This is a genomic window from Pseudomonas sp. S5D5 (assembly GCF_003013355.1).
GTDB classification, from domain to species: Bacteria; Pseudomonadota; Gammaproteobacteria; order Pseudomonadales; family Pseudomonadaceae; genus Aquipseudomonas; species Aquipseudomonas aylmerensis.
Genome location: NZ_PTEO01000001.1, coordinates 2,483,422 through 2,497,734 on the forward strand (window position 1 = coordinate 2,483,422; position 14,313 = coordinate 2,497,734).

At 61.2% G+C, this 14,313-nt stretch carries 8 protein-coding genes; 3 read left to right on the forward strand and 5 right to left on the reverse strand.

Annotated elements, in window-relative coordinates; all coding sequences use genetic code 11:
• Window positions 1-14: 14 nt before the first annotated feature.
• On the reverse strand, window positions 15-1,622 hold the full coding sequence (locus tag C9990_RS11670; RefSeq protein WP_106803378.1) for a carboxyl transferase domain-containing protein: 1,608 nt from the start codon (window positions 1,620-1,622) through the stop codon (window positions 15-17).
• Window positions 1,623-1,634: 12 nt separating this feature from the next.
• On the reverse strand, window positions 1,635-2,798 hold the full coding sequence (locus C9990_RS11675) for an isovaleryl-CoA dehydrogenase (RefSeq protein ID WP_065901070.1): 1,164 nt from the start codon (window positions 2,796-2,798) through the stop codon (window positions 1,635-1,637).
• 150 nt (window positions 2,799-2,948) lie between these two features.
• Between C9990_RS11675 and C9990_RS11680 the strand changes: the two genes are divergently transcribed.
• A complete protein-coding gene (locus C9990_RS11680) occupies window positions 2,949-4,583 on the forward strand; it encodes an AMP-binding protein (RefSeq protein ID WP_106803379.1) in 1,635 nt (544 codons plus the stop codon).
• An 81-nt stretch (window positions 4,584-4,664) separates the two neighbouring features.
• A complete protein-coding gene (locus tag C9990_RS11685; RefSeq protein WP_106803380.1) occupies window positions 4,665-9,824 on the forward strand; it encodes an NEL-type E3 ubiquitin ligase domain-containing protein in 5,160 nt (1,719 codons plus the stop codon).
• 550 nt (window positions 9,825-10,374) lie between these two features.
• On the opposite strand, the gene C9990_RS11690 is transcribed toward C9990_RS11685, so the two are convergent.
• The 3 genes from C9990_RS11690 to C9990_RS11700 all read right to left on the reverse strand — a co-directional run bounded on the left by C9990_RS11690 (window position 10,375) and on the right by C9990_RS11700 (window position 12,754).
• Window positions 10,375-11,274 (reverse strand): hydroxymethylglutaryl-CoA lyase, encoded by a 900-nt coding sequence (locus tag C9990_RS11690; protein WP_106803381.1) that lies wholly within the window; start codon window positions 11,272-11,274, stop codon window positions 10,375-10,377.
• Between the two features lie 16 nt (window positions 11,275-11,290).
• On the reverse strand, window positions 11,291-11,683 hold the full coding sequence (locus C9990_RS11695; RefSeq protein ID WP_106803382.1) for a MerR family DNA-binding transcriptional regulator: 393 nt from the start codon (window positions 11,681-11,683) through the stop codon (window positions 11,291-11,293).
• Window positions 11,684-11,818: 135 nt separating this feature from the next.
• Window positions 11,819-12,754, reverse strand: a complete 936-nt coding sequence (locus C9990_RS11700; RefSeq protein ID WP_106803383.1) for a LysR family transcriptional regulator — start codon at window positions 12,752-12,754, stop codon at window positions 11,819-11,821.
• Between the two features lie 151 nt (window positions 12,755-12,905).
• Between C9990_RS11700 and C9990_RS11705 the strand changes: the two genes are divergently transcribed.
• Window positions 12,906-14,135, forward strand: coding sequence for an acyl-CoA dehydrogenase (locus C9990_RS11705; protein WP_029298342.1), 1,230 nt, complete (start codon window positions 12,906-12,908; stop codon window positions 14,133-14,135).
• Window positions 14,136-14,313 lie beyond the last annotated feature (178 nt).

The following is a 14,313-nucleotide window of genomic DNA, read 5'->3' on the forward strand; positions in this document are numbered from 1 at the left end:
GGGTATAGCTCCATTTACATGCGGAACACGCCGAAGCTGCTCTGCTCGATCGGGGCGTTCAGTGCGGCGGACAGGGCCAGGGCCAGCACGTCGCGGGTCTGCAGCGGGTCGATGACCCCGTCGTCCCACAGGCGCGCACTGGAGTAGTAGGGATGGCCCTGGGTTTCATACTGATCGAGGATCGGCTGCTTGATCGCGGCCTCTTCTTCGGCGCTGAACCCATGGCCGGCCCGCTCGGCCTGCTCGCGCTTGACCTGCACCAGCACGCCTGCCGCCTGTTCGGCGCCCATCACACCGATGCGCGCGTTGGGCCACATCCACAGGAAACGCGGGTCATAGGCGCGGCCGCACATGCCGTAGTTGCCGGCACCGAAACTGCCGCCGATGATCACGGTGAACTTCGGCACCTTGGCGCAGGCCACCGCGGTGACCAGCTTGGCGCCATGCTTGGCGATGCCGCCGGCCTCGTATTTTTGCCCGACCATGAAGCCGGTGATGTTCTGCAGGAACAGCAACGGAATCCCGCGCTGGCAGGCCAGTTCGATAAAGTGCGCGCCTTTTTGCGCGGCTTCGGCGAAGAGAATCCCGTTGTTGGCGAGGATCGCAATCGGGTAGCCGTGCAAGTGCGCGAAGCCGCATACCAGCGTGGTGCCAAACAGCGCCTTGAATTCATCGAACACCGAACCGTCGACCAGCCGCGCGATCACTTCGCGCACATCGAATGGTTGCTTGGCATCGGCCGGGATCACCCCGTAGAGCTCTTCGCTGTTGTACAGCGGCGCCACGGGCGGGCGTTGGCTTACCTGACCCTGCTTGCGCCAGTTGAGGTTGGCCACGCTGCGCCGGGCCAGGGCCAGCGCGTGTTCGTCGTTGTCGGCATAGTGGTCGGCCACGCCGGAAACCTTGCAATGCACGTCGGCACCGCCGAGGTCTTCGGCGCTGACCACTTCACCGGTTGCGGCCTTCACCAGTGGCGGCCCGGCGAGGAAGATGGTCGCCTGGTTGCGCACCATGATCGCTTCGTCGGCCATCGCCGGCACATAGGCGCCGCCGGCGGTGCACGAGCCCATTACCACGGCGATCTGCGGGATGCCCTGGGCGCTCATGTTGGCCTGGTTGAAGAAGATCCGTCCGAAGTGCTCGCGGTCCGGGAATACCTCGTCCTGGCGCGGCAGGTTGGCGCCGCCGGAGTCGACCAGGTAGATGCACGGCAGGCGGTTCTGCTCGGCGATAGTCTGGGCGCGCAGGTGTTTTTTCACCGTGAGCGGGTAGTAGGAACCCCCTTTCACCGTGGCGTCGTTGGCGACGATCATGCACTCGACACCTTCGACGCGGCCGATCCCGGCGATCACCCCGGCGGCAGGCACGTCCTCGCCGTACACCTGATGGGCGGCCAGTTGGCTGAGCTCAAGGAACGGCGAGCCCGGGTCGAGCAGGCGATTGATGCGCTCGCGTGGCAGCAGCTTGCCGCGTGAGGTGTGGCGTTCCTGGGCCTTGGCGCCGCCACCTTGCTGCACATGGGCGAGCAAGGTGTGCAGGGCGTCGACCTGTTGGCGCATTGCCGCGCTGTTGGCGACGAATTCCGCCGAGCGCGGGTTGAGCTGGGTGTGCAGGGTGGCCATGAGTGCGCTCCTTCAGCGGGTTTCGTTGAAGAGTTCGCGACCGATCAGCATCCGCCGAATCTCGCTGGTGCCGGCGCCGATTTCATACAGCTTGGCATCACGCAGCAGGCGCCCGGCGGGGAATTCGTTGATATAGCCGTTGCCGCCCAGGATCTGGATCGCGTCGAGGGCCATTTGCGTGGCGCGTTCGGCGCTGTAGAGGATCACCCCGGCGGCGTCCTTGCGCGTGGTTTCGCCGCGCTCGCAAGCCTGGGCCACCGCGTAGAGGTAGGCGCGGCTGGCGTTGAGTTGGGTGTACATGTCGGCGACCTTGCCCTGGATCAGCTGGAATTCGCCGATGCTCTGGCCGAACTGCTTGCGGTCGTGGATGTACGGCACGATCAGGTCCATGCACGCCTGCATGATCCCGGTGGGGCCGCCGGAAAGCACCACGCGTTCGTAGTCGAGGCCGCTCATCAGCACTTTCACGCCGCCATTGAGCACGCCGAGAATGTTCTCCTCGGGCACTTCCACGTCATCGAAAAACAGCTCGCAGGTGTTGGAGCCGCGCATGCCCAGCTTGTCGAACTTGGTGCTGCGGCTGAAACCTTTCCAGTCGCGCTCGACGATAAACGCGGTAATACCGTGGGGGCCTTTTTCCAGGTCGGTCTTGGCGTAGATCACATACGTGCTGGCGTCGGGGCCGTTGGTGATCCAGGTCTTGCTGCCGTTGAGCACGTAGCGGTCGCCGCGTTTGTCGGCGCGCAGTTTCATCGAGACCACGTCGGATCCGGCGTTCGGTTCGCTCATGGCCAGCGCACCGACGTGTTCGCCACTGATCAGCTTTGGCAGGTACTTGAGCTTCTGCGCGTGGTTGCCGTTGCGGTTGATCTGGTTCACACACAGGTTGGAGTGAGCGCCGTAGGACAACGCCACCGACGCCGAGCCGCGGCTGATCTCTTCCATGGCGACCACGTGGGCCAGGTAACCCAGGCCGGCGCCGCCGTATTCTTCCGGCACGGTGATGCCGAGCAGGCCCATGTCACCGAACTTGCGCCACAGGTCGGCGGGGAACAGGTTGTCGATGTCGATCTGTGCCGCGCGCGGGGCGATTTCCTTGGCCACGAAGGACTGCACCTGGTCGCGCAGCATGTCGATGGTTTCACCGAGGGCGAAGTTCAGGGACGGGTAACTCATGGACAGGCACCTTAATGTGAGCTTTGTTGTTGTGTGGATGGCGCACCAGGGAAGGGTGCTCACCTTTACGTTAACGTAAGCTTGCGTTAAGGCGCTGTCAATCGTAGTTTACGTTTACGTCAACCTACAAAAAAGACAACAGGGGTCGTTATGGATCAACCGAACCAGAGCTACAGCCGTGGCGCTCAGGACAAGGCCTTGCTGGCCATGACCATTGGCCAGGCCTTCGATCACACCGTCGCGCAATACCCCGATGGCGAAGCGTTGATTGTCCGCCACCAGCAGTGCCGCTACACCTGGCGGCAACTGGCCGAGGCGGTGGATCTGCATGCGCGTGCGTTCCTCGCCCTGGGCATGCAGACCGGTGATCGCCTGGGCATCTGGGCCCCCAACTGCGCCGAGTGGTGCATCAGCCAGATCGCCAGCGCCAAGCTCGGGGTGATCCTGGTGAATATCAACCCGGCCTATCGCAGCAGTGAGCTGGAGTATGTGCTCAAGCAGTCCGGCTGCCAGTGGCTGGTGTGTGCCGGGTCGTTCAAGACCTCCGATTACCATGCCATGTTGCAGGAATTGAAGCCCGACCTGCGCGGCCTTATCAGCCTCGACCCCAGCCCGCCGCCGGGATTCCTGCCCTGGGCGCAGTTGGCGGCACTCGGTGCCGGCATCCCGCCCGAACACTTGCGTACTCGCCAGGCCAGCCTGCACTTCGATCAAGCCGTCAACATCCAGTACACCTCCGGCACCACCGGCTTCCCCAAGGGGGCCACCCTCAGTCACCACAACATTCTCAATAACGGCTACATGGTCGGCGAAAGCCTGGGCCTGACCGCGCAAGACCGCCTCGTCATCCCGGTGCCGCTGTATCACTGCTTCGGCATGGTCATGGGCAACCTCGGTTGCATCACCCACGGCACCACCATGATCTACCCCAATGACGGCTTCGACCCGTTGCTGACCTTGAGCGCCGTCGCTGAAGAGCGCGCCACCGGTCTGTATGGCGTACCGACGATGTTCATCGCGATGCTCGATGACCCACGCCGCGGCGAGTTCGACCTGGCGACCTTGCGCACCGGCATCATGGCCGGCGCCACGTGCCCCATCGAGGTGATGCGCCGGGTCATCAGCGAGCTGCACATGGGCGAGGTGCAGATTGCCTACGGCATGACCGAGACCAGCCCGGTGTCGCTGCAGACTGGCGCGGAGGATGACCTGGAGCGCCGCGTGACCACCGTCGGCCGCACCCAGCCGCAGCTGGAAAGCAAGATCATCGATACCGATGGCAATACGGTTGCACGCGGTGAGATCGGCGAATTGTGCACCCGTGGCTACAGCGTGATGCTCGGTTATTGGAACAACCCCGACGCCACCCGCGAGGCAATCGACGACGCCGGCTGGATGCACACCGGCGACCTGGCGAGCATGGACGAACACGGCTATGTGAGCATTGCCGGGCGCAACAAGGACATGATCATTCGCGGTGGGGAAAACGTCTATCCGCGCGAGCTGGAGGAGTTCTTCTTCACCCATCCGGCGGTGGCCGATGTGCAGATCATCGGTATTCCGGATGCGCGTTACGGCGAGGAGATCGTCGCCTGGGTCAAGTTCCATCCGGGGCATGTGGCCAATGCGCTGGAACTGCAGACCTGGTGCAAGGGGCGCATCGCACACTTCAAGACGCCCCGGCACTTCAAGTTCGTGGATGAGTTTCCGATGACGGTGACCGGCAAGATCCAGAAATTTCGCATGCGCGAGATCAGCATCGAGGAGCTGAACATCCGCCGCTGATGCGGGGTGCATGCCTACCGCGTCCCGCGCGCGGGTGTTGCCTAGAGTGGCGCAATATTTCGCCACTCGAAGGCTACACGCATGACAGGAAGCATCACTGACCCACCCGCCGACAGGGTGTCGGACCTGCAAAGTCCGCACCTGAGTGTCATCAAGGACAATACTCCCGACTGGTACACCGAGGCGCAGGGCAGCCGCAAAACTGAACTGGCGTCATTGGACCTGCGAATTCCCGACTGGTACAAAAAGGCCCCGCAGGCTGACAGGGACCGCCTGGGCAAGGTGCACAAGCGCAGCCGGGCGTCGTTGAACCAACTGGATCAGCTGCTCGGTGAGCTGAAGCCACCGGCAGAGTATGCCGAGCCCCTTTTGGCGGCCGCGATCGAACAAAAGTTCGGGAAACGGCTGGACCCCAGGAAGGTGTTCTATGCGCGCAAGCTGGAGCAAACCAGCTGCGACGCACAGCTCACTGAGGTCTCGACCACACGCGTCAGCGAATTGGGCCCGCAGTTTTATTCTTATAAAGGTGTCAGCCTGTTGGAAGCGGCGCTGAACAACTTTGCCCCGGACCAGGCGAATGAGCCGGTGTGCGCGGACTGTCACTTGATCACCGGGTACGATTTTCACCGGTATTCAAGCGCGCTGGTGCACACCTCAGCCAATGTCAAGTCGCTCAAGCTCGACATCAAGGCCCACGCGTTCGCCCAACTGTGCAGGGACTTGGATCTGGGGCGTTCCTACTACGAATACCTGCGAGCCACCATCAACCGCCATAGTGCGCCGGCAACCCAGAATCAGCCGGCGGGCAAGTTATATAGCAGCCTGATCATCAGTCATCGAAACCAATTGGAACTGGCGGCAGAAATCGCGGTGATGAAGGGTGATATCCAGCCTGCGCAACACCAGTTGATCTGCAGCCTGCTGCTTAATCAGTCCACCGGTAAATGGTCAGGAAAGGCGGTCAAGTTTTCGCCGTTGCGGCTGTGCAATCTTTATATCGAGAACATCCTGGTCATCGGGCCGGTGGAGTGGCGGGAAAACACAAGGAATGCCCAACTCCTGCCGCTGCCCTGCATGGTGTATATCCCTGGCGATCCGCTTCATCCACTCAAGCGCTATGACCACATAGCAGCCTTTACCGACCATTTGACGACACGTCTGTGCCGGGCTGAATACCGCAAATTCTTCAGCCAGTTTGTGCCGCTCGCCCATCAGGACGGTTTTTTTACCCGGCTCAAGGCCTTGCTCGACCCCGGCGCGGCGCATGCCGTGGATGAAGATTTTGCCGCCGCCAATAAAAGTCGCATCACCGACCAGGGGACGTATGCCGCCTCATGGCGGGATGTCTGGATGGACTGCGCGATGCAGCGTATCCGGCTGATCATGAACAACGCCAGTGCCGCCGTGGCCTCCACCCAATCGGTGACCGATCGAGCGTATAACGCCTGGCTTTGGTCGTGGGGCAGCACGGCGCTGGATATTCTCAATCTGGCGTCCTTCGTGGTGCCCTTCCTGGGGGAGGCCATGCTGGTCGTCGCGGCCGTGCAGATGGTCTATGAGATAGGCGAAGGCGTTGAAGCGTGGTCCGACGGCGACACCCGCACGGCCTGGGCGCACTTTTCGGCGGTGGGTCTGGATCTGGCCGGGCTGGCGGTGCCCCATGTGCTGATGGCTGCCAAAGACACGGCATTTATCAAGCGCCTGGTACGGGTGGAACTCGGCGGGCGCACGCGTTTGCACAGTGTCAATCCGAGCCAATACCTGCACCGGATCGCCTTGCCCAAAGGGCTGCGGCCAAACGCGCAGGGGCTATATGCCCATGAGGGAAGCCTCTATCTGCCGGCAACTGACGGTGGCCACTACCAGGTCGTTACCGGCTCGGAGGGGCAATCCAGGCTTCTGCATCCCGATGGCGATTCACGTTATGCACCGCGCATCCACCATAACGGCACGGGCGCCTGGGTCCATGAGTTCGAACAACCCCTGACGTGGGGCCGCAAGACCTTGCTGCGGCGCATTGGCCATACGGTCGATCACCTGAGCGATAGCCAGCTCGAGCAGGCGCGGCTATTCAGCGGGGTGTCGGATGACGCGTTGCGCCAGGTGTTCGTCGAGCACCGGGCGCCGCCGCCGCTCTTCAGGGACATGCTGCGGCGATTTGAGTGCGACGCCAGGCATCAGGCGTTTATCGACCGGTTGAGCAGCTCCGATCCCAACGTGTTCAGCCGCGTCAACTGGTACATGCAAGTGAAATTGTTGATCGATAATGGCATGTGGCCTAAATCGCGGGTGCTGCTGGCCTTTGATTCCGAGGGCGATCTGACGTGGCTTTCAGCCAAAGTGAGAAACCCTCGGGAGGTGGTCAAGTTGCAGCCTAAACATCTCGACAGTGGGGCCTTGTTTCCCGCCATGCTCGAACAAATGACTGAAACTGAAATACGCGAGTTGTTGGACGAGGACGAGGTCGAGCGCGAGATACTCGCGGAGCAAGTGATGCTGGGCATCATTACGCCCGGTGAGCGTTCGGTTGACGGTAAACCGACATTCACCGAAGAACGCATGGCGCAACTGATGCGCGCAGAACGCGCACCTGCGGTCAGGGCGGCACGGTACCGGGATCGGTTGCTGACAGCGGCTAAAAACACCCGGGCTGAGCTGTTCAATCTGGAGATGTCAGCCGGTGATATCTCCAGTGATGTCCATGTCCAGTGGCTGCAGCGCAGCTTTCCCAGCCTGCCTAAATTGGCTGCCGAAGAGATAGTCGCCCATGCCAGGCCCGATGAATTGGCACGCTGCATCGAACCCACATCACGCTTGCCGTTGCGGTTGGCCGAAGAGGCACGCCGTTACGCTCAGAAGGCGCGCGTCATGCGCGCACAGGCTGATCTTCTGTTCGACAACGCGCTCACAATGGACGGCGTACACCTGGCGCTGCACAAGCTGGCCGCCATCCCGGGGCAGTTGGATGGGGTGTGTATTGAGCTGCGTGCCGATACGTATGAAGGGGCTGTACTGGACCGGGTCGGCGATACGACCGCCCCCAGGCAGCTTCGTCTGATCCGCAGCGACATGAAGGAGTGGATGTTATACAGCGTGCCGCAACAAAGACTTTATTGGCGCTATGACAAGGACGCCTTTTTCAGCGCGCTGTGGCTTGCCAGCGGCGGTCGGTTCACCCGCTGGCCAGCGTTGCAATCGTCCACCAAGGCCTTGAAAGCGCAACTGGCGCACTTGCCGCTGGACGAGCAGGCAAGCCGGCGTGCGCTGGGCCTGCAACCGATCAGGCCCGGCTTCAAATCCCCGATGCGTCTGGCGGATGGGCGCATCGGTTATCCGTTGAGTCCGGTGGGCGGCGTTGCACAGCGTCCGTTTGATTGCACGATGAAAGCCATGCTGCTGTACTCCAAGCCCCTGGAGGAGGTCGAGAGCCTGCTCGGGCTTCAAGGTGCCTCGGATGCCGTGCTGTTGGCGAGGCTGGTGCACCTGGAAACCGAGTTTTCCGACCTGAATAAAGCGCTGGTCAACTGGCAGGAGGAGGACTCCGGCTATGCGAGTGCCAGGCGCAGAGTGTCGACGACGATCAAATATGCCTGGCAGCGAATTGCGTTCCAGCAATGGCTGGTAGATGGAGTACTCATCGGCCCCGGCCTCGATCTGTCCACTGAAGCGGTGGGTGAACTGCCTGCGATTACCGCCAATATGGATCATGTGGGCAATTTGAAGTTATGTGGAATGGGGCTTTCAGACGAATCGTTGCCTTTTTTGCAGGCGTTTGGTGGCTTGCGCTGGCTGGACATGAGCGAAAATAATTTAACCCAACTGCCGGTGTTTCGAGACGGCGGGGCAGGGCTTACCGCACTCAACTTGCGCAGCAATGATATCCGGCTGAACGGGCCGAGCCGATTGCGCCTGGAGAGCCTGCAGCAGTTGAAGAGTTTGAACCTTGGATACAATCGACATTTGGGTTGGTCTGCCAATCTGAGCCGCCTGCGCCAGTTGAACGAGCTGCGCCTGCCGTATACCGGCACCACCCGGTTCCCCATCGGCGCCGAGCGTTTGCCCGCCCTGACCTTGATCGATCTGCATTCAAACCAGATCACCACGTTGCCTGAATACGCTTATGAGCACCGCGAGCGCATCAATGTGCACGAAAATCCCTTGTCGGCGGCCACCCTTGCGCGCCTTGAAATGGGCGAAGAATGGGGCGATCACATCACCTCGCAGGAAGCGCGCGACCGTTGGTTGGAGGAAGTCCCGCCCGCCGAGTTGGCGCGGTACGGCGCGATCTGGGATGAGCTGTCGGGCTGCACTGGTTCGACAGATTTTTTTACCGTCTTGGCCGACACCACCCGCAGTGCCGAGTACGCCAGTCAAACTGCCCGACCCGAAATTACCCAGAGGGTCTGGGACATGCTTGAGGCTGCGAGTGAAACCGAGAGTATCCGGCAGTCGTTATTCCCGATCGCCGACGGTCGCATCACCTGTGGCGACGGCAGTTCGGTTGAATTCATGAACCTGGAAAGCGAGCTGATGGCGGCCAGGGCGCTGGAGTTGGTGCAAACGCAGAATGCGGAGGGCGCGCTGATATCCACTGCCCGCAAACTATTCCGTCTACACCTGGTGGACGCCATTGCGCAACGGGATGTCGTGGCCAGGGGGCCGGGGTTCACTGAGCAGGTCGAAGTGATCCTGGCTTATCGCATCGGTCTTGCAGACAGGCTGGGGTTACCGGTCAAGTCCCGTGAGATGTTGTTCCCCCACCAGGCCAATGTCAGCGCCGCGGCGATTGATGAAGCTTATGCAACCGTGCTCAGGGAGGAGCGGGATGCCACTAAGCAGGAGGTGTTTTTTGTGGGTTGCCCGTTTTGGGAAAGGCACCTTCAAACCCATTACTCGCAAGCGTTCAACGCATTGATAGCGCCAGAACTGGAGCTGCTCGAGAAGAAAAGCACTGCGTTGGATGAACTGTCGGATCTGCAACGCGAGCAAGACAGTGCAGCAGGTCAGGCGACGCAAGATGTGTGGCAGGCAAGCTATGACGCGGCGGCCGACCGGCTGGCGGGTCTGTTGGGCAAACGCCGGGATGAAATTCTGGTATCGGGCTCGATGCAAAGTGCTTTTTACGTGAGAGAACACGAGCAGGTGAGTGCCGCACGTCAGGCGCTGGAACAACGTGCCCGGCAAATCTTGACACGCAAGGTGCTTGATAACGCCGCAGACGAGGAGGGGACATTGCCCTGAGTGATGGTCGTGCAGAAAGCACAAAGGGGACCCGAGGGTCCCCTTTAATTTGTCGTTGCGTGCTCTTTTTTTATTATTGAGGGGCGGTCTATTGTTGTTTTTGGCAACCGTTACCCTTTACCGCTGTTTTTGGCGACCCCCATCCGGGGTCAAGAGCAAACGTATTTTTTTGAGCGCTGATCTGCTTCTTCGTTATCGATCCAACCAGTGGGTAGCTACCTGAGGTAGTTTTATTTTTCTCTAACCGGTTGCGGGTTGCGGCACGCCGTACCCTGCGAAGCACATCTTCTCCAAAAAAATCTGTTAGCTGCGTCTCTGCCGTGTTGTTTTTGTTATGTCAGAGTCGTTTCGTCTTATTTTTATTAGGTTTGGCGCTTTTTATTCTTGTTATGCCATAGAGATAGCAGAAGCCGTGCCAACTTTACAAAACCCTTTAAAATCAATAAGTTAAATTTTGTGTGGGTAACGGACTACGGCAAATGCGACAAAATATGTTCCCGTGTTACTCGATGTGTAGCTGTGCGGTAACACATTGTCACGCCCGCGCTACTCAACTGGCGTTACGTGCCTTGGCCACCCGCGAGCCGGTAGGCCGGCCCAACACCTGGCTGATGTGCTGGCCCGCGCGCATCAATGCGTCCAGATCGATACCGGTGTCGATGCCCAGGCCATTGAGCAGGTAGAGCACGTCTTCGGTGGCGACGTTACCGCTGGCGCCCTTGGCGTAAGGGCAGCCGCCGAGGCCCGCGATAGAGCTGTCGAACACGTTGATACCTTCGAGCAGGCTGGCGTAGATATTGGCGATGGCCTGGCCATAGGTGTCATGGAAGTGGCCGGCCAACTTGTCGCGTGGTACCTGCGCGCCCACCACGTCGAACAATCTGCGAGTGGCGCCTGCCGTGCCGGTGCCGATGGTGTCGCCCAGGGACACTTCATAGCAGCCCATCGCATACAGTTCGCGCGCGACCGCCGCCACTTGCTCCGGCGCGATCTCGCCCTCGTATGGGCAGCCCAGCACACAGGACACATAGCCACGCACACTGATGCCGTGCTGCCTGGCCTGGGCCATCAGCGGCGCAAAGCGTTCCAGGCTTTCACTGATGGAGCAGTTGATGTTGCGCTGGGAAAACGCCTCGGACGCCGCGGCAAACACTGCGACTTCCTTCACCCCGGCCGCCAGCGCGTCTTCAAAGCCGCGCAGGTTCGGCGCCAGTGCGCCGTAGGTCACGCCGGGCTTGCGCTGGATCTGCGCGAACACCTCGGCAGAGCCGGCCATCTGCGGCACCCACTTGGGCGAGACAAAGCTGCCGACTTCGATATAGCTCAAGCCCGCCGCGCTGAGGGCATCCACCAGGTGAACCTTGTCGGCCACGCTGATGGGCTGGGCTTCGTTCTGCAAACCGTCGCGCGGGCCGACTTCCACCAGGCGTACGTGTGAGGGGAGGGGCATGGCAGCTACCTTCTGGTTAATGACCGGCCTGGTTCATGGTCTGTGCGAGGGCCTGGGTGCAGCGCTCTTCGGCGGTGTCCAGTTCCAGTTTCATCTGTTCGATATCCAGCAACTGTTGCTCCAGTTGCTCACGGCGCTCGGCGATCTTCGCGAGCATGCTGTTGAGCTGGATATGGTTGCCGCTGGTGGGGTCGTAGAGTTCGATCAGCTCGCGACACTCGGCCAGGGAAAAGCCAATGCGCTTGCCGCGCAGGATCAGCTTCAGGCTGACCTTGTCACGCGCCGAGTAGATGCGCTCCTGGCCCCGGCGTTCCGGGGCCAGCAGGCCTTGTTCTTCATAGAAGCGAATGGCGCGGGTCGTGATGTCGAGCTCGCGGGCGAGGTCGGAGATGCTGTAGGTGGTGCTCATGGGGGCGCTCAAGAAGGTCTTGGCGCTAAGCTAATGTCAGGTTGACGTTTACGTCAAGGCGGATTGCTCAGGGGGCTGCTTCGCCGCCCGACGCAGGGCAAGCCTGCTCGCCACGGCAAGTCCGCTCACCCGGGGTCAAACCTGCTTGCCATCGAGCTTCTTCTCATGCGCGGTCACCTGCTGGCACAGCTCGATCATCTGCTCGCGCATCCAGCGATTGGCCGGGTCCTGGTCGGTGCTTTCGTGCCAGTACAGGTGGGTTTCCACCGGCGGCACATCGTTGACCGGCAGGTTGAACCAGTGCAGTTCATGGCGACGGGCGAAACGCTCCGGCACGGTCATGACCATGTCGGTCTGCTGCAGCACCTGCGAGGCCATCAGGTAATGCTGGGAGCGCAGGGCAATCTTGCGCTGGATGCCCATCTTGCCCAGGGCCAGGTCGACGTGGCCCAGGCCGTTGCGGCGGCTGGAGATATGAATGTGGGTCAGCGACAGGTAGTCATCCAGGGTGAATTTGTCCTTGCCCGCCATCGGGTGGCCCTTGCGCATGGCACACACGTAGCGGTCTTCCATCAACTTGACGTGGCGCACTTGCGGGTCGGTATTGAGCGGCGCATCCACGGCAAAATCCAGGCGCCCGGCCGCCAGTTCCTTGGTGGTCTCGCGGCGTTTGGACAGGAAGCTCTCGATCACCACGGTCGGCGCCAGGCGGCGCAGGCGCTGGAACAGCAGGGGCAGAATCACCGCCTCGGTGAGGTCGGTCATGCTGATGCGATAGGTCTTCGCCGCCTGCTGCGGGTTGAAGATGCGGCTCTCCTGCACCGACACCCGCAGCAACGACAGCGCATTGCGCACCGGGCCGATGATGTTCTGCGCCATCGGCGTAGGCACCATGCCCTGGGCGGTGCGCACGAACAGCGGGTCGTTGAAGGTTTCCCGAAGACGCGCCAGGGCGTTGGACACCGCCGGCTGGGTAATGCCGACAATCTGCCCGGCACGGGTCAGGTTGGCTTCGGTGTAGATCGCGTCAAAGACGATAAAGAGGTTGAGGTCGACCTTGCTCAGATTCATTTCGTTGCGCTCTTATTGTTAGGTGTCCATACGCCGATCATATATCGGTGATGAATGTTAATACACGCCGAGAATAGGCTAGGTAAATTATCAGCGCTGTTCTAGCATCGATTGCATGACCTAAACAACCTCTCAGAGAAGGGAGCTGCTCATGGATTTCGCCTATTCGCCCAAGGTTCAGGAACTGCGTGAACGCGTCACTGCGTTCATGGATGCTTACGTTTACCCGGCCGAGCCGGTGTTCGAACGCCAGGTCAGCGAAGGTGATCGCTGGCAGCCCACCGCCATCATGGAAGAGCTGAAAGCCAAGGCTAAGGCCGAAGGCCTGTGGAACCTGTTCCTGCCCGAATCCGAACTGGGCGCCGGCCTGACCAACCTTGAATACGCGCCGCTGGCCGAAATCATGGGCCGCTCGCTACTGGGCCCGGAGCCGTTCAACTGCTCCGCCCCCGACACCGGCAATATGGAAGTGCTGGTGCGCTACGCCAATGAAGAACAGAAGCAACGCTGGCTCGAACCGCTGCTGCGCGGCGAGATTCGCTCGGCATTCGCCATGACCGAGCCGGATGTGGCCTCCTCGGACGCCACCAACATGGCCGCCCGCGCCGAGCGCCAGGGCGACGAGTGGGTGATCAACGGTAAAAAGTGGTGGACCTCCGGCGCCTGCGACCCGCGCTGCAAGATTCTGATCTTCATGGGCCTGAGCAACCCGGATGCGCCGCGCCACCAGCAACACTCGATGATCCTGGTGCCGGTGGACGCCCCCGGCGTGAAAATCGTCCGGCCGCTGCCGGTGTTCGGTTACGACGACGCCCCCCATGGCCATGCCGAAGTGCTGTTTGACAACGTGCGTGTGCCGTATGAAAACGTGCTGCTCGGTGAGGGCCGTGGCTTCGAGATTGCCCAGGGGCGCCTTGGCCCGGGCCGTATTCACCACTGCATGCGCTCAATCGGCATGGCCGAGCGCGCACTGGAACTGATGTGCAAACGCTCCGTCAGCCGCACCGCGTTCGGCAAGCCGTTGGCGCGCCTGGGCGGCAATATCGACAAGATTGCCGACTCACGCATGGAAATCGACATGGCGCGCCTGCTGACCTTGAAGGCCGCCTACATGATGGACACCGTGGGCAATAAAGTGGCGAAAAGCGAAATCGCCCAGATCAAGGTGGTGGCCCCGAACGTCGCCTTGAAGGTGATCGACCGGGCGATCCAGATCCACGGCGGCGCCGGTGTGTCCAACGACTTCCCGCTGGCCTACATGTACGCCATGCAACGCACCCTGCGCCTGGCCGACGGCCCGGACGAAGTGCACCGCGCAGCGATCGGCAAGTTCGAGATCGGCAAATATGTGCCTAAAGAGTTGATGCGCAGCGGGCAGTAAAAAGGCCGCTCGAAACGCGCTCCATTGTGGTGAGCGGGCTTGCCCCGCGTTGGGGGGGCGAAGCCCCCCTGAAACCTGAGTACCCTATTTACCTGAAGGACCGCGGCGTTCTTGATCGGGCCTGCTGCGCAGCCCAACGCGGGGCAAGCCCGCTCACCACAGGGTGGTTGCTGGGCGC

Bases quoted from the DNA above. Each gene is read 5' to 3' on its own strand.
- C9990_RS11670 (WP_106803378.1), bottom strand. From the start codon at position 1,622: ATGGCCACCCTGCACACCCAGCTCAACCCGCGCTCGGCGGAATTCGTC.
- C9990_RS11675 (WP_065901070.1), bottom strand. From the start codon at position 2,798: ATGAGTTACCCGTCCCTGAACTTCGCCCTCGGTGAAACCATCGACATG.
- C9990_RS11680 (WP_106803379.1), top strand. From the start codon at position 2,949: ATGGATCAACCGAACCAGAGCTACAGCCGTGGCGCTCAGGACAAGGCC.
- C9990_RS11685 (WP_106803380.1), top strand. From the start codon at position 4,665: ATGACAGGAAGCATCACTGACCCACCCGCCGACAGGGTGTCGGACCTG.
- C9990_RS11690 (WP_106803381.1), bottom strand. From the start codon at position 11,274: ATGCCCCTCCCCTCACACGTACGCCTGGTGGAAGTCGGCCCGCGCGAC.
- C9990_RS11695 (WP_106803382.1), bottom strand. From the start codon at position 11,683: ATGAGCACCACCTACAGCATCTCCGACCTCGCCCGCGAGCTCGACATC.
- C9990_RS11700 (WP_106803383.1), bottom strand. From the start codon at position 12,754: ATGAATCTGAGCAAGGTCGACCTCAACCTCTTTATCGTCTTTGACGCG.
- C9990_RS11705 (WP_029298342.1), top strand. From the start codon at position 12,906: ATGGATTTCGCCTATTCGCCCAAGGTTCAGGAACTGCGTGAACGCGTC.